Genomic DNA, 24,234 nt, shown 5'->3' with positions numbered 1-24,234 from the left:
GCGTACATATCGAACTATATAGAACTATATAGGTCTATATAAAACTGATTTCCAGAAAAATAAAAAACACGCCCAAACCCCGGATTATATAGACTCCGGACATGTCACAACCCTGTTTTCGAGACCTGTTCCTCGAAATTGTCACGGTCGAGAGCCGCATTGCGCAGCTTGGTGCGGTAGGTATAGACCGTCGCCGAGGCGCAGTTGAGCAGCGAGGCGATATGCCCGCTGTCGGTAATCCCCAGCCGGATGGCGGCCAGAATGCGCAGCTCGGTAGTCAGCGACGAATCGGAGCGCGGCGTAAACCGGAACTCAGGTTGCAGCAGTTCGTTGACCTGCCCGATAAAGTTGGGGAAGATATCCAGAAAGGAGCTGTCGAACGACTGGTAGAATTTCTGGTACTCGCCGTCGATCACCTGCGACGAATTGAGACGCCGCACGACTTCGTCGGCGCCCTTGGTCTTGGCGATGCGGCACACTTCGCGGCGGAAGGCATCTATCTGCTTGATATAATGGACCGAAAGGTCGATATAATGACAGACGTAGCGGTCCTTGATGCGGTTGGAATCGACCAGCGCGTTGTTGATGTCGCGGATATGATCGTTCTTTTTCAGCAGTTCGTCGTGCTTCTCGCGCAGCAGGTCGCTCATCCGGATCAGCTGTTCGTGACTGCATTGCAGACGGCGGTGCTGCCAGAGGACGAACCACAGGATCGCGATCAGCACGATCAGGAAAATCCCGGCCAGCCAGATCGTGCGGGACATCAGCCTCTGCTGCTGGGCGATATTCGAAATCACGGCCTCGTTGATCTTCACCACCGCCGAAGAGGAGTTGGGAATCCGCGTCACCGATTTGCAGCGGATCGCGTCGTCGAAGGTCGAACCCATGTAGGCCGTCGCCCGGTCGTAATCCTTGCGGTCGAAGAGTTCGAGAGCCAGATCGTACAGCGACGAATAGGAGCGGGTGCCGGCGCGCAGGTCGGATATGGAGGACTCGGCCAGATAATAGAGCATCCGGTCCTCGTCGCCCTGCCCCTTGGCGATATGCGCCATCGAATAGTAGACGAGGGCGAAATTCTGGTGGCTCAGGTTTTTGGCCGTCAGCGGTTCGAGCAGCTGCAGAGCCTCGTCGTAGCGACCCGTTTCGCTGAGCCGCGCGGCGGCCATGCGCGTACGGGTCTGGTCGCTGCAGCCCGGCACCGAGAGCTTCCTGATATGGGAAAGCGTATCGCCCCACGCCCTCTTCTGAAGGGAATCCGCGGCTTCGTCGTAGCGGCGCGAAGCCACCGAGCTGTAGCGCGAATGCCAAGCCCTGTATTCGCCGGGCGTCATACCGGCCGTATCGATCTTCCGGAAAAGCTCCTCGGCCAGACTGACCTGCCCCCGCCCCAGCCAGACGTCGATGTCGCCCAGCAGGGCGAAGCGGCGCACGTGCCGCGACCCGGTCCGCTCGGCCAGCCGGTAGAGCCGTTCGACATAATAGGCCGACGAATCGAGGTGGAAAGTCACGTAAATCTGGGCGACGGCAAAGAGCCGTTCGGCACGCTCCAAAAGCGGCAGTCCGTCGTCGATCCGGCTGCGCAGCGCGTCGGCCTGCTCCTGCCGCCACTGCTGGTAGCGGGGCTTGTTGGCGAGTTCCGCGTCGAGCCGTTCCAATGCCGCCTCGGTCTGCAGCGAATACTCCGGACGGTCGGCACACCCCGGCAAGAGAGTGCACAACAGCACGATCCACAAGAATCCGAAGGAGAAAAAAAAGTTCCGAGGTTGCATCGTCGTAATTTTGGATTGAACAAAATTAAAACAAATGCCCGGCATTACAAACTTTCCAAATTATTTTATTCCGCAGTCCGGGAAATCCGCGGTCCGGGAAATCTCAGATCCTACCATGGAAACTCTCCGCGCGGCGGCTTCCGGAGCGGGTGCAAAACGGAAAGTGAGCCGGACCGTCCGGCTCACTTTCTGTCATAAAGACTCCCGTAAAAATTCGGGTGCGACGCACTACAGCCCCTCCGACCCGATTCTGCCGAGCAGTTTGGCGGGATAGTTCGTACATACGGCCTTCAGTTTGGGGTAATATTTCAGGACGTAGGTCATTTCGGGGTCCGTATCGGCATTGTAGACGCTCAGCGCGACACCGGCGTCGAGGTAGCTCTGCAGCGGGTACTTCGGATTCGAAACTTCGGCGCCGCCGGCAAAGAAGTTCGAGTAGTCGAGGTTCGCCCACGGATCGAGATAGGACTTATAGGCCGAAGGCGCCGAGTAGCTCATCCAGCCGACCTTGATGCCGGCCAGCTGGGCCGCGGAATAACATCCCGCCCAGATGGCGGCATTGCCCGAAACGATGAACTCGCAGAAATGCTGGGCCTTCTTCTCCCTGATGATCTCGCAGGCCCGCGAGCAGGCCTTGACCGACTCGGCCGTGTTGGAGGTCGCGCCGCCTACCTCGATCCGTTTCACGTCGAGCCAGAGCCGCGTCGTTCCGGCATGGAGCGCCACGTCGATAAACTCCTCCAACGTCGGCAGCAGCTCGCCGTTGGAGAGCTTGCCCGCGGCACGCAGTTCGTCGAGCGTGTGTTCCCACGGCTTGAGGTTGTTCACATAACAGCCGTTGGCGGCATGCGCGACGACGACGTTGTTGTCGGCAGTCCAGTAAATATCGCACTCCGAGGCGTAACACCCCAGACTGATGGCGTAACTGAGCGAAGCGATCGAGTTGTCGGGATATTTGGCGGTCCCGGCCTCGGCCGAGCCGCCGCGGTGGGCGACGACCTTGTTGTTCACCTTTTCGGGAACGGGAATTTCATCGCAGCTGCCGTTATCCGAACCGCCGTCGGGATCGTACACGGGATATTCGACCGGGTACAGGTAATCGTCGTCGCAGCCTGCCAGCGAAAGGGAAGCGCCCATCGCAAACAGCAGGAGCAGTTTCAGTACTTTCATAATTCAGATTCGTTGTTAAGATCCGGCCGCAGGGCGGGTATGCCCCGCAGCCGGTCGGTCCTTAAAAATTCTCGTAATTCTTGACACAGCGGAACGACGCCGAGCAGTCGCCGATATTATAGGTGGTGCTGACGGTCAGATCCGCGGCATTGTTGGTCAGCGCATTGATACGCCAGCACTGGTAGACGCCGCTGCTCAAACCGCCCGGATGGCAGATGAACATCTCGCCGCGGGAAGCATAATACTGATACCCGGACTTGAACAGCCGGCGGCCTTGCGGGAAGAAGTCGAATCCGAACGCATCGGCGGCCGCGTGGCGCGTCGGCGCCGCACTCCACCCTTCGGCCGAACGCAGCACATCGGGCACGCACCACTTTCCGATCATGGCGCTGAGCGGATTCGGCGTCACGCCCTTGGCTGCGGCCGCGGCGCAGAGCATGTCGTAGAAGTCCTGCACGTTGGCTACATGCCAGCCGTAGGGACAGATGCCCTGAATCTGCATCGAAAGACTCGGCGTATTCTCGAAATCGGCAGAGGCAAGCGACTTCACGCTGCTCACGGGGATATCGTTGCCGACGGCATCGACGAACGTACTGCCGGGACGGTACTGCGCCGGCCAGTCCGTAAGCAGGCGCGCCAGCTCAACGGCGGCCTTCGGGGTGCCCGTCAGGAACTCGGTCAGCGTATAGATGCGGCCGTATTTGGCGGACATCTCCACTTCGCCCTGCGCCTTGCCGCCGCTCTCGACTTCGTCGTAATCGCTCACACGGACCGTCTCGTAGCTGCTGACGTTCGACGTATAGCCGCCGACGTTGTTCGCATCGGAGACCATGCGGCTGCCGAGCTTGATGCCGCCGATATTCTCGCCGCCGTTCCAGTCGAGACCCGCGCGCATCCAGACCTTGGTGCGGCCGTTGGCCGTGTAGGTCGAGGTCGCGTATTTCGCCACTTCACTGTCGGGCAGGCAGTTGGGAGTCGTGATGCGCTCGATCGAATAGGTCTTCTCGTTCAGGTTGAGCGTAACGATCCGCAGTCCGGCCACATCGACCGTCAGGTCGGTTTCGGCTGCCGAGAGATTGCCGGCGCCGTCGAGGTGGTAGGTATCGCCTTCGGTAGTGTAAACCGAGAAACGTCCGTTCTTGACATAGACGCTGTCCACATACACCCGGTCGGAAAGTTTGGTCATCTGACCCCACTTCTCGCGGGTCGGGTACTTGGGCACGCCGCTGCCGTAGAGGTAGCAGTAGACGTCCTTGCGCAGCTGGGTGACGGGAATGACCGTCCGGGCTTCGCTCGTGTCGGGCGTGCCGGCCGTGACGGTGATTTCGGCCGTGCGGTCCGCCGTATTGTCGCCGTATTCGGTGCAGGTCACCGTTATCGTGCCGTCGCCGTTATCGACGACCGTACACCAGTCGGAATCGGACACGGCCGCAAAGGTATCCATATTGGTGTCGATCGCAACGGCAGCGGGCTGCGGATTCTCGGCCATGAAGGTCAGCGATTCGGGCGCGGCCTTCACATAGGCGTCGGCATAGATGCCCTTCTGCACGACCGGGACTTCCAGCACCGTGCCGTCGGATGCCGTGATCGTAAGTGTCGTCTGACGTTTGTAAGCCGTATTTTCGAGGAAGACGAGGACAACGGCGTCCTCATAAACGGTTCCCGTGCTTTCGCCGGGGACCTTTTCCCGGACCGCGGTCACCCATGCGGACTGGACCGAACAGGACCAGTCCAGATTCCGCTTCGATTTCGGCGCGAGCGTGACGACCACATTCTGGGTCGCGGCGGCGCTGCCGACCGAGACCGTCGAGGGATAGATGCTGATGAGCGTCGCCGTCGAAAGCAGGTCATCGTCGGTATCGGTCGAATAACAGCCCGCAAGCAGCATGGCTGCGGAAAGCAGCGCCGCCGTATATAGCATTCGTAATGTTTTCATTATGAGTCAGCTTTTTTCATTAAACAATACACCGTTACGACCAGCCCTGTGTCTGCGTGATCTTGTTGTTCTTGTTCATCGCCTTCTTCGACACGGGCATCAGCAGCTGGTTGGGGCGCGACGTGTCGATGCCGCACTGTCCCAGCCCGTCCACATAGCGGTAGGGGTTGTAATCATGGATCGCCCCCAGACGGATCAGCGTGAAATAGACGTTGCCCTCTTCGGCGAACTCCTTGAGGTTCTCGTCCACGAGCGCCTGCCGGACGGCTGCGGCCGAGGAGTCGGTATAGAAATTCGCTTTGCCGTAGGCGCGCTGCGCCAGCGTATTGAGGGCCGTGAGCGCTCCCGAATAGTCCTTCCGGTGGTAGCGCAGTTCGGCCAGCATGGTGTAATACTGCGCATAGCGGTAGAGGATGAAATCCTGCTCCCAGACTATCGTGCCCGTAGAGATATTGCCGATGAGCTTGTTGGGCCACTGGATGACTTCGTACATATCGCTGACGCCCGTGCGCTCCATGTAGGTCACATCGGTCCGCTGGTCGCCCAGCTCCTTGCTCCGCTTGAGGAACCCGATGAAGTCGTCCGAGTAGAGGAACCACTGGTTCGAACTGACGGGCACCCCGTCGGGAGCGTTGCGGTACTCGGCCTTGATCTGGGTGCTGCCCCAGATGAAGTAGGAGAAGTAGCTGCCCGACGTATACTCGCCATTCTCCAGATGCAGGGCGAAAGCGATCTCCCTGTTCTTCTTGTTCGAGATGCTGAACACGTCGGCGAACCGGTCGAGCAGGCCGGCCGACTGCACCGCGCCCAAAGCCGTCTCGGCCATGGTCAGGTAGCCGTCGCCGCCGCCCGCCGCATACATCCAGAGCGCGAAGTCGGCACGGAGCAGATTGACGTTGTCGGCCGTCGCATAGTAGCAGCCCTTCGCATTGGTCCTGATATACCCCGCCGCAGCGTTCAGGTCGTCTTCGATCCGGGCATAGACCTCGGCGACCGGATGGCGCGAGGGATAGATCGTCTCGCCGGTTCCCTCGGTCGGAGTCGTAATCACCGGAGCCTCGCCCCACACGCGGGCGATCCAGAAGTAGCAGTACGCCCGGATGAAACGGGCGTTGCCCAGACAGTAGTTCATATTGTCCTCGGACATGCCGATTCCGGGAGCGTATTTGAGCACCTGATTGCACTGGTCGATGGTGGTGTAAAGATAGCTCCAGTCGGTCGAGGCATCGGAGGCGCTGAGGGTGTTGAGCATGACGTCCAGCATGTCGTTGTCGCACAGCGAGCGGCCGGTGCCCTTGCCCCACATGGCCGGGCCGACGCGCAGTTCGCCCCAGAAGAAAGGATTGGCCTTGCTTTGGGCGAACGCCTGCCGCAGGCGGTAGTAGATGCCGGTAGTGGCGGTGAGGGCGTCGCTCTCGCTGGTCCACATGTTGGTGGTGTTGAGCTTGTCGGACTGCGTGACGTCGAGTTCCCCGTGACAGGAAGTGCTCAGCGCAACCGAGGCGGCCCCCAGAACAGAAAGGATTATTCCATATATTTTCATAGCATTCTTGTTTTTAGATCACCGAATCATCCGCATTCTCAGAAGGTCGCCTTGAGGCCGAAGAGCACCTTGCGCGTCGGAGGATAGTTGTTGAACGAAGTGGCGCTCGAACTGGTAACGCTGTACATGCCCGTCGAGCTGCCGACCGAGGCGGATTCGGGCGAAATACCCTTGACGCCGGTCCAGTAGCAGAGCGTGTTGCCCGACACGGAAACGGTCAGACGGCCCAGACCGACCTTGCGGATCCAGCGCAGCGGGAGATCGTAGGAGAGCGTCACGTCGCGCAGGCAGAGGTAATCGGCCTTCTGCACGTTGATATTCGAAATGCGCGAGTAGTTGCGGTTGCCGCCGTCGGCGTCGTTGGGAGTCAGGCGGGCGAACTTGGTGTCGTCGCCGGGCTTCTGCCATGTATTCAGGGCATCGTAGACCAGATTCCAGTTGCAGTTGCCCATCGAGGTCTGGAAGCAGCGCGTATACTGGTAGTTGTAGATCGAATGTCCCAGCGCATAGTCGAGGTAGACCGAAAGGGTCAGGTTCTTGAATTTGAAGGTATTGTTCATACCGCCCGTCGAATGGGGCACGACATTGCCCAGCAGGAACATGTCCTCGCCGTTGATCTGCTCGCGGCCGTCGGCCGTAAGCGCCGACCCCGCGCGGTTTTTCCACTCGTAGTCGCCCACGTCCTTGCGTCCGGCGATCGACAGGCCGTCCGAACGGCGGTAGCCGTGCGAGTTGGAGTCGTAAAGCGCGGCGTCGGCCTGCGCCTCGGATTCGATGATATGGGAGGTCTTGTAGCCGTAGATGCGTCCCAGCGGCTCGCCGACGGCCGTGCCGCCGAAGCGGTAGCCCGACTCGGACATCGTATAGCCGCCGATGCGCCATGCGTCTTTGCCGTCGATATCCTTATAGTAATACTCGTCGGGCAGCGACAGCACCTTGTTGGCGTTGAACGAGTAGGTGAAGTCGGTCGTCCAGCTGAAGTTCTTGGTGCTGACGTTCACCGACGAAATTTCGAATTCGAGCCCGTAGAAGCGGATCGAACCGACGTTCTGCATGGCCGAGCCGTATCCCGACGTATCGGGCAGCGAGACGTCGAAGAGCAGGTCTTCCGACTTCTTGCTGTAATAGTCGGCGGCCACGCGCAGGCGGTTGTTGAAGAACGCCATGTCGAGACCGATGTCGAACTGCTTGGTCTTCTCCCACGTCAGGCCGAGGTTGGGCAGCGTCGAAGCGAGCGTAGCGCCCGAACCGGCATAGATGCCCGTCACGCTGTAAGCACCGAGCGTGTCGTAATAATCGACGTTGTTGTTACCCGTCAGACCGTAGCTCAGGCGGAGTTTCAGCTGGTTGAACTTCTCGACGTTCCAGAACTTCTCCTCGGAAACGACCCAGCCGGCCGAAACAGCGGGGAAATAGCCCCAGCGGTTATCCTTGGCGAAGAGCGACGAACCGTCGGCGCGCATGGTGAAGCCCAGCATGTATTTCTCCTTGTAGTTGTAGTTCAGACGTCCGAAATAGGAGATCTGGCACCACGGCGTCTGGGTGTCGGTCCATGCGGTAGGCGTGGTGCCCGCCCCCAGCGTCGGGGTCTTGTCGGACTCGGCGCCCTGCACGGTCATCGACATGCCGTTGATCTTGCGCTTGAGGAAGTCGTATCCGGCCATGGCGCTGAGATTGTGGTCGCCGAAGGATTTGTTGTAATCGACGTGCGCCTGAAAACTCAGGCGGTTGGTCTGCGACCACCCTTCGTAGGTCTGGCGGGTCTGGCTGATGGCGTTGCCGGCCAGATACTGGTAGCTGTTCTTGTAGGAGTTGTGGTTGGCGATCTGGGCGAAAGCCGACAGGCCGTCGACAATGTCCCACTTGAGGTTGAAGTTGGCCGTGGAGCGGCGGGTCACATAGTTGTTGGTATAGTAGCGGTCGAACCATGCCGCCGAGATGGTCGTACTGTTGGTACCCTGACCGGGCTGGCCGTCTTCGAGGTAGTCGCGGTGGGTGGCGGGCATGAACATGCCGCGGCCCAGAATCGTCCAGTAGTTGCCGATGCCGCTCGAAGGGATCTCGTTGCCGCTGGTCTCCGAGTAGTCGAAGGTCGTACCGGCCGTAAGGCTCTTGGTGATCTTGAAGGAGGTGTTGCCGTGGAACGTAAAACGGGAGAAATCGGTATTGATGCCGATGCCGCCGTCTTTCATGTAGCTGGCCGAAGCGGCGTAGGTCACCTTGTCGCTGCCGCCGTTCACGCCGACGTAGTACTGCATCCAGTAGGAGTCGTCGAACCACTGGCTCTGCTGGTCGTTATCCTGAAAAACGATGATCTTCGACGGATCGACCGGATCGACCACCGAACTCCAGCCGCGGGGCACGCTTTCGCCCTCCTGCAGGTAGCGGGTCGTCCAGATCGACGAATCGCCGTTGCCGATACCGGCCGAGTTGGCACCCGTGAGCACCTGCTGTCCGTAGGTATATCCGGGGCAGTCGTTCAGCGCGCGGCGCATGGTGACGACATAGTCGCGGGCGTCCATCAGGTCGAATTTCGTCGCGGGCGAGGTCCATGCGGCCTGCGCCTCGAACGTAATCTGAGGACCTTTGGCGCGGTTGCCCTTCTTGGTGGTCACCAGAATCACGCCGTTCGACGCGCTGGCTCCGTAAATACCCGCCGAAGCGGCGTCCTTCAGGATTTCGATCGACTCGATGTCGTTCGTATTGAGTCCGGTCATCTCGCGGCGGACGCCGTCCACGATGATGATCGGCGCATTGGACTGGTTGATCGACGAACCGCCGCGGATCAGGAACACCGGATCGCTGCCCGGCTGGTTGTTGGCCGTCGAAACGCGTACGCCCGGAACCTTGCCCTTCAGCGCATCGCCGATCGAATTGACCGGAACGCCTTCCAGATCGGCGCCGCTCACCTTCGAGACGGCGCTGGTCAGCGTGCGGCGCGACTGGGTGCCGTAACCGATGACCACCACGTCGTCCAGCACGTTGTTATCCTCGGCGAGCCGCACGTCGATCTGCGTCCGGTTGCCGACCGCGATCTCCTGAGGCTGATAGCCCAGATAATTGAATACCAGCACCGAACCCGGACCGGGAACGACGATTTCGTAATTACCCTCCACGTCGGACGAAACGCCCGTCTGGGTGCCTTTGACCATGACCGTCGCACCGACGATCGACTCGCCGGCGCCGGCGGTTATCCGGCCCCTGACGGTCAGCCTACGACCGGAATCCGATTGGGGGGGGGAGTTTTGCCGGGTCAGGATCACGACGCCGTCGACGACCTGCCACGCGATGCCTTTGTCGGCGAACAGCGGACCGAGAACGGCATCGACAGCGCCGCCGTCCACACGGATTTCCACATTGCCGAGCGGCATGACGCCGACCGACGATTCGTACGAAAATGCAATTCCGGTTTGCCGGGTCACCGCATCGACCGCTTCCTTGACGGTTGCATTTCGCAGGGACAGGGTGACATTGTAGTGTTGTGCATACAGCTCTTCAGCCGCCGACAACGTAAAGACGTTGCACAGCAACAGCATCAACATACAGCATCCCGTCCGAAAAACAGATAAATTTTTCTTCATGATTAGGACTGTAAAGTTTTAAACTGATCGAGGAAAGCAGCAGCACCGGGCCCGGATGTGCCAACATGATTCGGATGAATGGAATCAGGGTTTAGTTCATAGGCAGTTGAAAATTTAGGTTTCTATTCAGCTATTCGGTTTAAGTCGTTTCTTGTTTCTATTCCGCGCCGGCCGCCGGAGCGGGACGGCATTTCACGCCCGACATCTTCTCGATGATGTCCAGCACGTCATCGAGCGTATTGGACTTCAGGAAGTTGAAGTTATACAGCCGGTCGTCGTCGAGAGGCGCGACGGTCTCTATATCGACGCTGTAGATCTCCTCCACCTTGCGGATGATCTCGGCCACACGGACATCGGACATCGAGATCATGCCGTACTTGAGCAGCATCAGATACTCCACGTTGACCTCGGAGATGGAGATGTCGTGCGAAGCGGACGAATAGTAGATCTTCTGTCCCGGCTGCATGGTAATCATATTGTCGTTGTCGCCGAACTGGAGTTTGACCACGCCGCGTTCGAGCACGACCTCCGTATCGTCCGTATCCTTATACATCTTGACGTTGAACGAAGTGCCGACGACCTTGACCACCACCGTATTGGTCTTCACGAAAAACGGATGATCCCTGTCGGAAGCCACGTCGAAAAAGGCCTCTCCGTCGAGTTTCACCGTGCGGTCGTGCGGACTGAACGTCTTGCCGTAGCTCAGGGTCGATCCCTGCGCCAGCCAGACCTGCGTTCCGTCCAGCAGCCGGAGGGATTCGGGTTTGCGGCCGGTATTGGTGAACGTATAGTACGATTCCATGGCCGCCTTGTGCATGTCGTGGCCGACGAGGTAGCCGCCCACGACGAGTGCAACGCCCAGCATGGCGGCGGCGCTCCAGCCTGCCCAGCGTATGATCCGCGCACGCTTGGAGCGGTGCGGTGACGCATCCGCGTCGATACGGGCGTGCAGCGCCTTGAGCGATTTGAGGATCCGCTGCGGATCGTTCTCGACGGAATTCCGGTCGCGCACGCTCCACAAAGCCCGGATTTCGCAAAACTCGGCTTTGTTGGCTTCGGACTCGGAAATCCAGCTCAGAACGTCCTGTTCTTCGGCCGGAGTCGCGTTTCCCTCCAAATACTTATAAATAAGTTCGTTTTTCAAAATAATATTGGTTTAAGATTAGACTTCGGTTATACATGCGCTCCGGCCTTGGTCGCTCCGTATAACGGCAGTCAGCATCTTGCTCTCTACCAATAATACAAAGCTGGGCAACCCACCCCCTAATCCGAATGCGAAAAAATTTTGCAGAAAAAGACCCGATCCGGCTTACGCCCGACCGGAAGTCAGAGCAGTTTGTCGCGCAGATTCTTCAGCGCCAGATACATATGATTCTCGACCGTGCTGACCGTCAGCCCCAGCCGCTCGCCGATCTCCTTGTTCGACATGTTCTCGAAAAAGCGCATGCGGAAAATCTCCCGCCGCTTGTCGGGCAGCTCGTCCACCGCCTGCCGCAGCTGCTGCCGCATGTCGTTGTCATAGATTTTGGCAAGGATCGGATTCTTGTCCGGATCGTAATAATCGAACACCATCCGGTCGATCTGCGAACCGTACCACGAGCGGTACTCCGTGTCGCGCTTGTGCTTCCAGATGTAGTTGATCGCCCGGTTGTAGACAGCCTTCAGCAGGTACTTGTACAGCGGATCGTCCGTGGAAATCCGGTGGCGGTTTTTCCAGATATTGAAAAACACGTCCTGCACCACGTCTTCGGCCCACTGATCCCGGAGAAACATCCGGGCATACGACAGCATGGCCGGATAATACGCCAGATACAGCTCGTCGAAAGAGTCTGCATTCATCAATTGTTTGTCTAAATCGCTCATCGCCTGTTTTTGATTTTCGCGGAAAGATTCTTATCCCCTGAAATATTCATCGATTTTATTCGGATTTTCCGGATGCGAGACAGCGGTCGGGATATATTTCCACGATCGCAAAAATAGAAAATTATATTTAAAAGCAAGCCCTCTCCCGGCCGCGGAGAAACCGCCGCCGCAAAAAGCGCCCGCGAGACACAGCCGATAAAACACTCAGGACAAAGCATTTACCCAACTCCTCCTAATTCGTCCGCCGTACGGGTTTTTAGCGATTTATTCATGGAACCGCAACAGCCGGAAAGCTCCCCGCGCCGATCGTCGCCGCCTTTCCGCATCCGGATTGCACTCCGTACGCCATGAAAAAAGGGTCGCGCGGCGCAAGGCCGCACAACCCCGTATACCGGGCGTCACAGAAGCCGGAAACCGGCCGCCGGAATGCAGATTACCGCCCCGTCACGCGCATATACTTGGCAAGCGCCGTGCGGTAGGAGGCGCAGGCCGAAGTGAGGTCGTTGCGGCTCTGCGTGTAAAGCGTCTCGGCGTCGAGCAGGTCGGTGAGCGGCGCGGTTCCCGCCTTGTAAAAGTTCCGGTTCTGACGCAGGTTTTCGGCCGAGGACTCCACCGAACGCCGCATGAGCAGGATCTGCGCATAGGACTCCTGCACCTCGCTCCACGTCCGCTCGATCTCCACGGCAAGCATCTCCCGCGCCTGCAGTCGGTCGTTTTCGGCCTGCTGTTCCCTGATGCGGGCCTTTTTCAGCGCATGGGCCCCGCCCCACCACTCCGAAACAGGCACCGAAACCTGCGCGAAGACCATTCCGTCGTCCACGCTCTTGTCCGTCACATTGTAGTAGAGATACCCCGCGCCTATGCCTACCGTCGGCAGACGTTTGCCGCGCTCCATGCGTTTCTCATACTTCCGGGCTTCGACGTTCTTCTCCGCAAGCAGGTATTCGGTCCTGCGGTCGAGCGCCTCCTCGACCGGAACATAGTAGGCGGCGGGAGCCTCCGGTTCGCCGAACGCGGCATTCGCCACGTCGAATCCGCGCCAATCGACGCCGATATGCTGGGCCAGCAGCATTTTCGACACCTTCAGTCCGTTTTCGACTTTCAGGCGGTTCGACGCGATCTCCTGCTGCCGCAGCTCCACGCGCAGCAGGTCGTTGTTGGTCACCAGCCCGGCCTTCACCGAGAGTTCGACCTGACGGCGTATCTCGGCCAGCTGCCGCTCCACGGCATCGAGGGTCGAAAGGTTGTCACGGAGCGACACGACCTGCCAGAAACAGGCATCGGTCCGCTCGCGCACCTCGGCTTCGGTCTGCTGCAGCTGCAACCGTCCGACCTCCTCGCCCAGCCGGGCGAGCTTGTTGCCGGTGACGATCTTCAGTCCGGCGAACAGGGGCTGAACGGCCGTGACGGAGCCGATGATGCCGCGCTTGACCATCGAAACAGGCAGCGTCCCCATCTGCGGAACGGCGAAATCGGCCTGCACCAGTCCGTGCTGCGCCTGAAAGAGGCCGCCCGATGCGGAAATCTGCGGAAAGTAATTGGTGAACGCTTCGCGGTGCGTCTGCGACGCGGCGTCAAGGTCCAGCCTGCTGTTGCGGAGCGTGCGGTTGTGTTCGACGGCGGCGGCGCGGCACTCTTCGAGCGTTAGCGTCTGGGCCGCGGCAGGAGCCGCCGCAACGCATAAGAACAGAAATACTACGGCTTTTTTCATCACTTGTAGATTTTGGAATAGAGCACCGGAAGTATCGTAACGACGAGGATCAGCGAACCGATGCCTCCGGCAAAGATCGTAATACCCACGGGCGCCCAGAAGGTGCTTCCGCTCAGCATCATCGGCACGACGCCCACGGCGGTGGTGGCGGTGGTGAGGAAGATCGGCACCATACGCCGCTTGCCGGCGTCGTAGGCCGCCAGACGCCCCGACCAGTGGCATACCTTGCGTTTGTCTTCGGCATGCTGGTACATCAGAATCACGTTGCGGACGATCATGCCCAGCAGGGTGATGAAGCCCAGCACCGAGGTCAGTCCGATGGTGAAGTCGGCGATCCGCAGCCCCACCACCGCCCCGAACAGACAGAGCGACATCGAAGCCATGACCACCAGCGTAATGCCGAACTTGCGGAAATTGACCAGAATGAAGAAGAAGATGATGACCAGCGAAATGGTCAGTCCCGACGCGATCGGGGGAATCGTCTCCCAGTCGAATTCGTAGGCTCCGCCCAGCTCGGTCGCAATGCCGGCCGGAAGCGTCAGCTCCTTGTCGATCAGCTCGCTTATGCGCGAATTGACACGCATGGCGTTGGCGCCGCGTTTGAGGTCGGCGGTGACCGTCAGGCAGCGCATGCCGTTGCGGTGCACGATTTTGCTCTCGCTCCACGCCGGCCCGACGTCGGCGATCTGCCGCAGGGGTACGCTGACGCCGGGCACGGGCGAAGAGACATAGGTGTCCCCGACATCGGAGAGCGAGCGTTCGCCCCGGCGCACGTCGTTTTTGAGTACGACGGGCAGTTTGTAATCGCCCTCCCAGACGGCCCCTACGGGCACGTCTCCGGCGGCGAGGGCCAGATTGACGGCCGCCAGCGTCCGGGTGACGCCCAGCTGCGGCGCAGTGACGGGGTCGAGCCGCACATCGACGACCGCACGGGGATCCTCATAATCGGAGTGCACCCACATCAGTTCGGGCATCCGCCGCATGCGGTCCATCAGCCGGTCGCCCGCGGCGCGCAGCGAGTCGATGTCGCTGCCGTAGAAGCGGAATTCGAGCGACGGCACGTTCTGGTAGTCGAGCTGTTTGAATTTGACGTAGGCTTCGGGGAAACGGTCGGCCCATGCGTCGGCATATCGGTCGAGGATATCCTCGGTATCGTCGATCGAGGTGGTATTGACGATGAACTGGGCATAGTTCTTACCCGCGATCTGCGGAGCGTAGCTCATCTGGAAACGCGGCGACGAACAACCCACGAACGAAGTGACGGACTTCACCCGCCCGTCGGCCCGCAGCATCCGGTAAACCGAATCGGCGACGGCTCCGGTCCGTTCCAGCGGGGTGTCGGGCCGCAGGTAGATCTCCACGGCGAACTGGTCGCGGTCGGCGAAGGGCACCATGCGGAGTTTCAGCTGCGTGGCCAGCACCAGCGAAACGGCCACCGAGGCAAGGCCCAGCGAAATCGTCAGCCACCCGTGACGGAAGGTCCACGCCAGCACCCGCCGGTAAACGTCGTGGACACGGTCGGTAACGCTCTTACGCCCCTCCTTGCGGGGCTGAACCGCCGGAATGATCACGATTTCGAGGAACGGAATCACCAGCACGGCCAGCAGCAGCGAAACCATCAGATTGATGGTGATCGTCCACGGGAAATAGGTCAGGAAGTCGCGCATCATGCCCGTCATGGTGAACAGAATCGGGTAGAAAATCATGCAGATGCAGATCGTCGCCAGCAGCAGCGACGGGAAAAACTCCCTTGCGCTCTCGACGGCCGCATACCAGCGCGAGTGGCCGCGTCCGATGTAGTCGAGGTAGCCGTCGATCACCACGATCGAATTATCGACGATCATGCCCAGCACGACAACCAGCGCCGCAAGGGTCACCGTATTGAGCGGAATGCCGCACAAATACATGACGCCCACCGAGATGAAGGTGGAGAGCGGAATCGTGACGGCCGCCACGACGGCCGACCGCAGCGGGAAGAGCAGCATCATGACCAGAATGATGATGGCCATGGCCACGAACAGGTCGCGCAGGAACGAATGCACGGAGTCGCCGACGACCTTGGCCTGATCGGCGATGCGCTGCACCGCAACGTCGGACGGAAGCTCCTCCTCCATGAAAGCGTGCAGCACCTCGTCCACTTCGCGGCCGTACTCCACGATATTGTATCCCCCGCGCATCTCCATCGAGAGGAGCACGCAGCGGTGGCCGTTGTTACGGATATAGCTGTCCGGATCGTCGTATTCGCGCACGACGCGCGCCACGTCCTTCACACGCAGGACGTGGCCTTCGGGGTCGCTCCAGACGATCTGCTCCGCGACCTCGCGCTCCCCGGCCAGCGACGGCGCGATATGGATCGGCGTTTCGGTCTCGCCGTTGCTCACCGAGCCGCCCGCCGGGGTCAGCCCCTGCGAAGCCAGCGCCGCGGAGAGCACCTTCTCGCCGATGCCGTAGGCCGCCAGCCGGTCGTGATCGGCATATACCGAGATCTGCTCCTGCTGAACGCCGTAAGGCCGCAGGTTCGAGACCGACTCGATGCGGCGCAGACGGTCGCTCAGGTCGTCCATGTACCCTTTCAGTTCGCGGTACGACCGCGTGTCCGATTCGAGGGTGATCAGCAGGGCCGAGGTGTCGCCGAAGTCGTCGTTCGTCACGAGCGCCGCGACGCCCGCGGGAAGCTGCATCTTGAACGCCGCAAGGCCGTGCTTGATCTTCGACCACACTTCGTCCTTGTCGTTCACGTCGTCGTTCAGCTCGACCATCACGTAACACATGCCGTTCTGCGAGGTGGAGGTGGTCTTCGAACGCTTCACCTCCTTGTAGGTCATCAGGAACTGTTCGAGCGGCTTGGCCAGCTGTTCTTCGACCTCTTCGCTCGTGGCGCCCGGATAAACGCCCACCACAACGCCCTGACGGATCGTATATTCGGGAAACTCCTGCTTGGGAATGTGAACCAGTCCGTAGATGCCGAAAACGAACAGGCAGCCCACGAGCAGGAAGGTGATGCGGAAGTTGCGCATCGACCACGATATGATATTGGCAGAGCGTCCCATCACCACACGACTTTACTGCCTTCGCCGATCTTCTGCATGCCGTCCACCACGATCCGGTCGCCGCTCCGGACGCCGTCCTCCAGCACGACAGCGTTGTTCACCAGACGGCCCGTCGTCACGGCCGTACGCACGGCCGAGTCGCCGCGCACGGTCCATACGAAACGGCTTCCGTCGCCCGCCTGCTGTACGGCGCGCACCGGAAGCGCGATCTGCTCGGCGGCACCCGCAGGCGAAACCTCCACGCGGCAGACCATGCCCGGCAGCAGCTCGCCCCCGGCGTTGGCCAGCGCGGCCCGCACGTCGTAGGTGTGCGCCGCAGGATTGGCCACGGCACCCTTTTCGATCTTTCCGGCCTGAAACGTGCGGTCGCCGAGCGCCGGAACGGTTATCCGCATGCGGCTGTCGGCGCCGATCGCGGCGATCTCCTGTTCGGGGACGGAGAAGCGCACCTTGACGGTTCCGATTTGCAGCAGGTTCATCACCGGAACGCCCGGCAGCACCGTCTCGCCGGCCGAAGCCCGCCGCTCGCCGACCACACCGTCGAACGGAGCGTACAGCGCGCAATCGCTCAGGTTCTTCTTGGCGATTTCGAAAAGCGACTCGGCCTGACGGAGCCGGGTCTGCGCTTCGACCCATTTGATTTCGGGCAGACTTTGGGCCTCGTACAGCTGGCGGAGACGCCCGCAGGCGTCTTCGGCCTGCTCCAGCGACGCCCGCGCGGCGTCGAAGGTCTGCCGGGCCGAAGTAGAATCGAGTTCGGCCAGCAGCTGCCCTTTCCGCACGCGCTGTCCTTCGTCGGCCAGCGTGCGGGCGACAGTCCCGGCGACGGGAAAACTCAGGGATGCCGAAGCCTCCTCCTCGACCGAACCTACGTACACGGCCGCGCCGAAGCCGGCCGACGGCGCGGCGACGATCGTCGTCACCCGCAGCGGATCGGCCGTCCGGGTGTTTTTCGGAGAAGAACAGCCCGCCGCAATGAGCAGCAAGGCCCAGAAAATCGTTCGTTTCATTGGTTTACAGTTTTTCGATGCAAAGTTCCCTTTTTGCGGAGCGGCAGAAAAGGCCGCCGTGTCGGCTAAACTCGTCGATTCGTTCGATTTTGAACCTTTCGGCGAATATCGACCGGCAAATTGTTATATTTGTACGAAAAATCCACGACAAAATGAACGAAAAGGATATCCAGAGCTTTTCGCTCGCCACGCTGATCGACGTCTGCGGCCGCCGTCCCGGAGACATCTGCTACGACGGCTGTCTGATCGCGTCGCGCGTCAACGTGCAGGACGAAATCGACATCGACCTGTTCCGCTATCCGACGCGCATCGACGCCTTCGTCATCCTGCTCTGTTCCAAAGGTTCGGGAACCTTCACCTCGAACCTGACGCGGCATACGCTCACGGAGAATTCGATCTTCGTACACCTGCCGGGGTCGATCATCCAAGCCGAATCGACCGAGGAGATCGCGCTGCACGCCGTGATCTGCGAAGAGGAGTTCATCAGGCGCATCAACATAGACATCAGGCTGCTCTCGCAGCTGTTCCTGCACGTGGAGAAGCAGCCCTGTCTCAAACTCGACGAAAAGGAGTGGACGGGAATCACCCGGTCGTTCGAGGAACTCGGCGCCGAGGGTACGGAGATGCCGGCGGACGTCTATTCCGCCGAGGTCATACGTTCGATCATCCGGACGCTGGCCTACAAGGTGTGCCGCGTCATCGGACGTCACATCGAAACGAGCGGAGAGCGGCAGATCTCGGCGCGCAGCCGCAACGACGAGTATTTCAGCCAGTTCATGAATATTCTGGGCAAACACTACACGCAGGAGCGATCGGTGGGCTTCTATGCCGGACAGCTGAACCTGACGCCCAAATACCTGACGACGCTCATCCGCAAGACCAGCGGCCGGACGGCCGTCGAGTGGATCGACGACTACGTCGTGCTCGAAGCCAAGAACCTGCTGAAATACTCCACGATGAGCATTCAGGAGATCGCCTATTACCTGAATTTTTCCAACCAGTCGTTCTTCGGCAAATACTTCAAGAGCCATACGGGCATGACGCCTTCGGCCTACCGGATCGGCAGGTAGCCGCCGGTCGGGCATGCCGCCCCTTATCCCCGCGTCCGATACTGATTCGGCGTGCAGCCGGCATACCGTCTGAAGAAGCGGACGAAATGCTGCGGATACTGGAATCCCAGTTCGCCGGCCACCTGCCCGATCGTCTTGTCCGGGTCGAGCAGGCTCTCTTTCGCCGCGTCGATCATCTTCAGCTGGATATACTCCTGCGCCGATTTTCCGGTCTCCTTTTTGACCAGATCGCCGAAATAGTTGGGCGAAAGGCATATCTTGTCGGCGAAATAGCGCACCGACGGCAGTCCCTCCCTCGCGGCGACGCCCTCCGAGAGGTAATCGTCCAGCAGTCGTTCGAAACGGGCCAGCGCATCGAGGTTCAGGTCTTCGCGCGTCACGAACTGGCGTTCGTAAAAACGCATGCAATAGTCCAGCAGCAGCTCGATATTGGTGGCGATAAGCCCCTTCGAATGCTTGTCGATGGCGTGCCGCAGCTCCATTTCGATCTTTTTCAGGCAGTCGAGCACGATCGTCCGCTCCTCTTCCGACAGGTGCAGGGCTTCGTTGGCTTCGTAAGAGAAAAAGGTGTATTTCCTGATTTTCCGTCCGAGCGACGTGCCGCGGATGAAGTCGGGATGAAACAGCAGTCCGACGGACTTCGTGGGAATCCCTTCGATATCGGTATAGCCGACGGTCTGTCCCGGAGCGATGCTGACCACGGTCTGGTCGTCGAAATCATACCCCGTCTTCCCGTAGTTGATTCGGCAGCCCCGCGTCTCCTTGAGGAAAACCGAGTAGAATCCCATCGTCATCCGGTAGTTTCCCTGACTTTCGGCCGTGTCGAACCGGACCACGCCCACCAGCGGGTGGCGGGTCTCGAATCCGAAGAGTTTGTTGTAGCGGTCGATCGTATCGATCTTCAGAATTTCGTCCATACAGCTCGGTTTTTCCATACGCAAAGATAGCGCTTTTTCCCGTACGCGGTGCGGGCGTCGGCGCGAAACAGTAATCGGGGTAACTTTATCCGTAATCGAGGTAGCCGTCTGTCAGACAGCAGATTCGCTTCAGCTTCAAAAACCGTAATCCGGGTAATTTCATCCGTAATCCGGATACCGGCCCGAAGCGTTTCGGCAAGTAATTTTGCAACGTGGAAATCACCGATAAAAAAATATGAAACGGATTCTAATTTTAACGACAACACTTATTATGATGCACAACATCTCCTCCGCACAAACGGATGCGGACAATTTCTACCGAAGCGATGCGGTAACCGCAGAAAAGGTATCCTTCCCGAACCAGTACAAAATGAAGGTCGGCGCCAACCTCTTCCGGCCCAAGGAGATGAAACCGGGCGAAAAACGTCCCGCAATCATCGTCGGCCACCCGATGGGAGCCGTCAAGGAGCAGGCTGCGAACCTCTATGCGATCAAAATGGCCGAACGCGGATTCGTCACGCTCGCCATCGACCTGTCATTCTGGGGCGACAGCGAGGGAGAGCCGCGCAACACGGTCTCCCCGGAGATATACGCCGAGGATTTCAGCGCGGCGGCGGATTTCCTCGGAACGCGGGAGTTCGTCGAGCGCAGCGGCATCGGCGCAATCGGAATCTGCGGCAGCGGAAGTTTCGCCGTAAGCGCGGCGAAGATCGATCCCCGGCTGAAAGCCGTCGCCACGGTGAGCATGTACGACATGGGCGCAGCCAGCCGCAGCGGACTGAAAAACGCCCTGACACTTGAGCAGCGGAAGCGGATACTGGCCGAAGCGGCGGAACAGCGCTACGCGGAGTTTACGGGCGGGGAAACCGCATACACCGGCGGCACGGCAGACGAGCTGACGGAAAACTCCACCCCGGTCGAGCGGGAATTCTACGCCTTCTACCGCACGCCGCGCGGAGAGTTCACGCCCGAAGGGGCGACGCACCGGACGACCACGCACCCCACGCTCGCAAGCAACGTGAAGTTCATGAACTTCTACCCCTTCAACGACATCGAGACCATCTCGCCGCGTCCGCTGCTCTTCATCGTCGGGGAAAACGCCCATTCGCGCGAATTCAGCGAGGACGCCTTCAGACGGGCCGCCGAGCCGAAAGAGCTGTATGTCGTACCGGGCGCGGGGCACGTCGATCTCTACGACCGCACGGGGCTGATCCCGTTCGACAAGCTGGAAGAGTTCTTCGGAAACAGCCTGAAATAAGACGGAACGACCATGAAAAAACGGCTCGCATACAGTCCGGGAAGACTGGTTGCAATCCTGACCTTCGGCGTCTTCGGCATCATCAACACCGAAATGGGCGTCGTCGGGATTATCCCGCAGATCGCCGAAACTTTCGGGGTGACGGTTCCGCAGGCGGGGTGGACGGTGGGCGTCTTCGCGCTTATCGTCGCCGTCTCGGCCCCGGTGATGCCGCTGTTGTTTTCGGGCACCGACCGCCGGACCGGCTCCGTAGTCTTCGCCTACGACCTCAATCCGCGCTACGGGGAGCAGCTGCCCTCCGTACGGCTGACCGGACTGGCCCCCGATCTGCGCTACCGCATCCGCGAAATAAACCTCATGCCGGGGCAGAATCCGCGTATCGAGCACAACGACCGCGTCGTAAGCGGCGATTACCTGATGAAGGCAGGTTTGAAACTCTTCTCGACGGACCGCGCCCGCAGCGTCGTCGTCGAGCTGAAAGCCGAATGACGGGAAGCGGAAACGAAGAACCGAAAAACAGAGGAAACTCCGGATGCGAATGCACATCCGGAGTTTTCATTTGCCCCTCCCCAACAGATTAATGTCGTAACGGTTACCACGCAAGTTGGAGGTTTGCTTCAGGATTTTCACCTTTGCCGCCATAAAACCCTAACGAACCTGATATGACCATAAAAACCTGCAAATTCCGCATCGGCGACGTCTATTTGTTCCATACGACAGATCCCGGCTGCGACAGCCGAACGTCGCTATGGGGAATCGTCGGCAATCGGGACGCCGAGAACCGCATCTGTCTGGAAACCTCCTCGGCGGATCTGAGAAAGTATAATTATTGGACCTTCCTGCCAGCCGAATACCAATTTTGCAGGCTCTCCACGCGAGAGGAATTGAGGGACTTCTCTTTTAACCTGAACCGCAATTAATTGCGTAAATTTTAGTGAGCAATATCGCTCAAAAACTATTTTTTTTATTTTATGAGTTGCAATAATTCATATATGCACCTGAGAGTCAAGGCGGTTCAGGAATTTGACCAAATGTATTATGAACCCGAATACAAGGCGAAATGCCACAAACGGGTTTGGAAACGGCTCGGACGTTACATCTTCGGCATTTCTTATCAGAGTTATCTGGATTATCTGAAGATGGACGTTTCGGACATTCCGCCCACGCCGTTCGAGGCCCGGCAAGCCCAACTCAAGCTGGTGGACAAACTGCTGGAGCGCGAACTTGAGCGGATGAAACACCCCGTCCGGCGGGAAAAACCGGAGGAGTGGAAAAAAGAACCTGTAGAACAGGGGTGACGCCAACTTTTTCAGCGGCGGGACGGGCTTTCGGGTCCGTCCCGTTTTTTCGGTCCGCAGCGTTTCAGCTTACCGGATTTCCGCCCTCCTCCTCCCCGTCCTGCATTTCAGTCATCCTGTCCAATACCCCTGCTATGCGCTCCCCCAAGGACGCCATCACCCGCTCGTCGTAATAGGTGGACAAATCCACGTTCGGCAGCACGTCCGACATAGCCATCGCCATCAGTTTGGAACTTAATACCGTCAGGTAGATAAGCGGGATATACGGGGGCCTGCTTATCCCGTCGGTCCGCATCGTGATCCGCTGCTGCGGAGCCACCAGACGCCCCGGTTTCTGGCCTTTTTTCTCGATGTTCCACAGCACGTTCTCTTCGGCCTGCGTGACATAGAGATTGAACGTCGTGTCGTTGACATATTCCGCCCGGTCGACCCAAAAATCGACGCCGTAATCTTCGGCCGTGGGATCGGCGCAGATGCCGCAGTCGGGCATGTCGCACATAATGGCCCGCAGGATGATGTTTTTGTCGGCCAGCTCCGCGGACCGCATCCTGCCCAATGCCGCGATGCAGATACTAACCTGCATCGCGTAAAAGCGGTCGATGGCCCGCAGGGCTTGTTCGGAATCGGGATCGTGCTGGTTCATCGTGGAATTTTTGCGTTGTTCATCAATGCACGTGCCGTTTTACGGCCGGAACACCAGTTTGAAAAAAGGGGCGGCTCCGACCGAACAAGTGACGCAACTTCACTTAATGAAGAATTCAATGCGGAGACCGCCCCGGCTGCCAGATTTCAGGGACCGCTTCCGGCGCAATGCCTGCCGGCTGCATCCGGAATGCGGGATTGTACGTGTCGCTCAGAGAGCCTTATGACGCCCGCCGCGCCGGATCGTGCGGCGTGAGGGCGTTCCCCCGCTCCCCGGCCCAAAAACGGACGTCCTGCCGCGCGAAATCGAACGGCAGGAACGTCCGGCCCGTATTGTGCCAGAGCAGTAAAATATAATGGGGATTTTGGGCTTTCGGGTAATTCCGGAATCGGATGCGACGGGACATTTTCTTCGGTTTTCGTTGGTGTGAATCCGCGTCCCGCAAGGGCATAAAAAAAGCAAGGGACGCGATAACATTCCGGCCAGAAGGCATTGGGATACCGTAGCGAAGAAATGCACCGCGCCCTTGCAGGTTCCGTCCACAAAGGACGGAACAAAACAAGGGCTGGCAACATTTATACCTTCGCTTAAAAATTCCCAATTTTTACTGGCACGGTATAAAGAGTTGCTGCTCTTTATTATGTCCGTCGGCTATGCCGAGCTATATAAATGCAAAGTTAGCATAATTTCTGTATTCAGTTTCTAATATTCCATTTACAAATGTAATAAAAAAGACGTAAGTCGGTCTACACAGACCGACTATTTTCACAAATAAATCCATTTTTTTGTAAAAATTATAGAATACTGAAACTTCCAGATCAAATATTATTAGATTTAGTTGCTTGTCGGATGCGTGAGATTCGAGAGCAACACAATCATACACAGGAGTTTCTGACAGAAAATGCACATCTGCATCTTTCCCACTATGAACATGGCCGAAAATTGCCGACGTTAGGGACGATTATAAAATTCTGCAAATATTATAATTTATCCCTCAAAGAATTTTTCGGAGAAATGACTTATCCAAAAGAACCAAAGAAATAAACTAATCAAATAAATAACCGGGCATCGGAGCAGTTTATAACTCCAATGCCCGGTTTGTTTTATCCGTCGTTCAGTTTGCCGCGGCGAACACCTCGCCCGTCTTCCGTATTTTCCGAAAAACGAAAAGTGGCTGATAATCAGTATATTATCAACCACTTACCGAGAGCGGAAAACGGGACTCGGACCCGCGACCTCAACCTTGGCAAGGTTGCGCTCTACCAACTGAGCTATTTCCGCAATTATCGTTTTCGGACGGGCGGGACAACTGCATCCGCACCTCGGCTCCGGGCTTCGAAACCTGCGTTTCGGGACTGCAAATATAAACCGAAAAATTTATTCTGCAAAATTTTCCGGCGAATTTTGTCGCAAAA

Annotated in this window: 18 protein-coding genes and 1 tRNA gene; 6 read left to right on the top strand and 13 right to left on the bottom strand. The window is 58.7% G+C overall.

The window, feature by feature from the left end; genetic code table 11:
• Positions 1-104 precede the first annotated feature (104 nt).
• From HMPREF9720_RS07075 to HMPREF9720_RS07030, 10 genes are all read right to left on the bottom strand, one after another.
• A complete protein-coding gene (locus tag HMPREF9720_RS07075) occupies positions 105-1,769 on the bottom strand; it encodes a DUF6377 domain-containing protein (protein ID WP_009597503.1) in 1,665 nt (554 codons plus the stop codon).
• Between the two features lie 228 nt (positions 1,770-1,997).
• Positions 1,998-2,939, bottom strand: a complete 942-nt coding sequence (locus HMPREF9720_RS07070) for a glycerophosphodiester phosphodiesterase (protein WP_009597556.1) — start codon at positions 2,937-2,939, stop codon at positions 1,998-2,000.
• A gap of 61 nt (positions 2,940-3,000) precedes the next feature.
• Entirely contained in the window at positions 3,001-4,875 is a 1,875-nt protein-coding gene (locus HMPREF9720_RS07065; protein WP_039940145.1) for a BACON domain-containing protein, read from the bottom strand.
• Positions 4,876-4,909: 34 nt separating this feature from the next.
• Positions 4,910-6,418 carry a RagB/SusD family nutrient uptake outer membrane protein gene (locus HMPREF9720_RS07060; protein WP_009597528.1) on the bottom strand — a complete coding sequence of 503 codons (1,509 nt, stop codon included), beginning with the start codon at positions 6,416-6,418 and terminating at the stop codon, positions 4,910-4,912.
• Positions 6,419-6,456: 38 nt separating this feature from the next.
• The gene (locus HMPREF9720_RS07055) at positions 6,457-9,999 is read right to left on the bottom strand and encodes a SusC/RagA family TonB-linked outer membrane protein (protein WP_009597502.1); all 3,543 of its coding nucleotides are present in this window, start codon (positions 9,997-9,999) and stop codon (positions 6,457-6,459) included.
• A 157-nt stretch (positions 10,000-10,156) separates the two neighbouring features.
• Positions 10,157-11,143, bottom strand: a complete 987-nt coding sequence (locus HMPREF9720_RS07050) for a FecR family protein (RefSeq protein ID WP_009597554.1) — start codon at positions 11,141-11,143, stop codon at positions 10,157-10,159.
• A 182-nt stretch (positions 11,144-11,325) separates the two neighbouring features.
• The gene (locus tag HMPREF9720_RS07045) at positions 11,326-11,862 is read right to left on the bottom strand and encodes an RNA polymerase sigma-70 factor (protein WP_009597551.1); all 537 of its coding nucleotides are present in this window, start codon (positions 11,860-11,862) and stop codon (positions 11,326-11,328) included.
• Positions 11,863-12,295: 433 nt separating this feature from the next.
• Positions 12,296-13,573, bottom strand: a complete 1,278-nt coding sequence (locus tag HMPREF9720_RS07040) for a TolC family protein (RefSeq protein ID WP_039940144.1) — start codon at positions 13,571-13,573, stop codon at positions 12,296-12,298.
• A complete protein-coding gene (locus HMPREF9720_RS07035; RefSeq protein ID WP_009597542.1) occupies positions 13,573-16,623 on the bottom strand; it encodes an efflux RND transporter permease subunit in 3,051 nt (1,016 codons plus the stop codon). Before HMPREF9720_RS07035 ends, HMPREF9720_RS07040 begins: the two co-directional genes overlap by 1 nt.
• A complete protein-coding gene (locus HMPREF9720_RS07030) occupies positions 16,623-17,633 on the bottom strand; it encodes an efflux RND transporter periplasmic adaptor subunit (RefSeq protein WP_009597550.1) in 1,011 nt (336 codons plus the stop codon). Before HMPREF9720_RS07030 ends, HMPREF9720_RS07035 begins: the two co-directional genes overlap by 1 nt.
• A 152-nt stretch (positions 17,634-17,785) precedes the next feature.
• Between HMPREF9720_RS07030 and HMPREF9720_RS07025 the strand changes: the two genes are divergently transcribed.
• Positions 17,786-18,703 (top strand): helix-turn-helix domain-containing protein, encoded by a 918-nt coding sequence (locus HMPREF9720_RS07025; RefSeq protein WP_039940141.1) that lies wholly within the window; start codon positions 17,786-17,788, stop codon positions 18,701-18,703.
• Positions 18,704-18,726: 23 nt separating this feature from the next.
• On the opposite strand, the gene HMPREF9720_RS07020 is transcribed toward HMPREF9720_RS07025, so the two are convergent.
• Positions 18,727-19,620, bottom strand: coding sequence for a helix-turn-helix domain-containing protein (locus tag HMPREF9720_RS07020; protein ID WP_009597540.1), 894 nt, complete (start codon positions 19,618-19,620; stop codon positions 18,727-18,729).
• Between the two features lie 235 nt (positions 19,621-19,855).
• On the opposite strand from HMPREF9720_RS07020, the gene HMPREF9720_RS07015 reads away from it, so the two are divergent.
• From HMPREF9720_RS07015 to HMPREF9720_RS07000, 4 genes are all read left to right on the top strand, one after another.
• Positions 19,856-20,878, top strand: a complete 1,023-nt coding sequence (locus HMPREF9720_RS07015) for an alpha/beta hydrolase (protein WP_009597533.1) — start codon at positions 19,856-19,858, stop codon at positions 20,876-20,878.
• A 12-nt stretch (positions 20,879-20,890) separates the two neighbouring features.
• On the top strand, positions 20,891-21,367 hold the full coding sequence (locus HMPREF9720_RS16100) for a GH36 C-terminal domain-containing protein (protein ID WP_009597524.1): 477 nt from the start codon (positions 20,891-20,893) through the stop codon (positions 21,365-21,367).
• A gap of 173 nt (positions 21,368-21,540) precedes the next feature.
• Positions 21,541-21,798, top strand: coding sequence for a hypothetical protein (locus tag HMPREF9720_RS07005; protein WP_022044283.1), 258 nt, complete (start codon positions 21,541-21,543; stop codon positions 21,796-21,798).
• 51 nt (positions 21,799-21,849) lie between these two features.
• Positions 21,850-22,176, top strand: a complete 327-nt coding sequence (locus tag HMPREF9720_RS07000) for a hypothetical protein (protein ID WP_254654372.1) — start codon at positions 21,850-21,852, stop codon at positions 22,174-22,176.
• 64 nt (positions 22,177-22,240) lie between these two features.
• On the opposite strand, the gene HMPREF9720_RS06995 is transcribed toward HMPREF9720_RS07000, so the two are convergent.
• Positions 22,241-22,819 (bottom strand): hypothetical protein, encoded by a 579-nt coding sequence (locus tag HMPREF9720_RS06995; RefSeq protein WP_039940138.1) that lies wholly within the window; start codon positions 22,817-22,819, stop codon positions 22,241-22,243.
• Positions 22,820-23,668: 849 nt separating this feature from the next.
• On the opposite strand from HMPREF9720_RS06995, the gene HMPREF9720_RS15095 reads away from it, so the two are divergent.
• A complete protein-coding gene (locus HMPREF9720_RS15095) occupies positions 23,669-23,863 on the top strand; it encodes a helix-turn-helix domain-containing protein (protein ID WP_074712153.1) in 195 nt (64 codons plus the stop codon).
• A gap of 164 nt (positions 23,864-24,027) precedes the next feature.
• Here HMPREF9720_RS15095 and HMPREF9720_RS06990 read toward each other — a convergent pair.
• Positions 24,028-24,100 (bottom strand) — tRNA-Gly (locus HMPREF9720_RS06990).
• Positions 24,101-24,234: the final 134 nt, after the last annotated feature.

It is taken from the genome of Alistipes sp. HGB5, assembly GCF_000183485.2.
GTDB lineage: Bacteria > Bacteroidota > Bacteroidia > Bacteroidales > Rikenellaceae > Alistipes > Alistipes finegoldii.
Note: the sequence above shows the minus strand (reverse complement) of the source record. Positions and strands in the feature narration are given on the sequence as shown.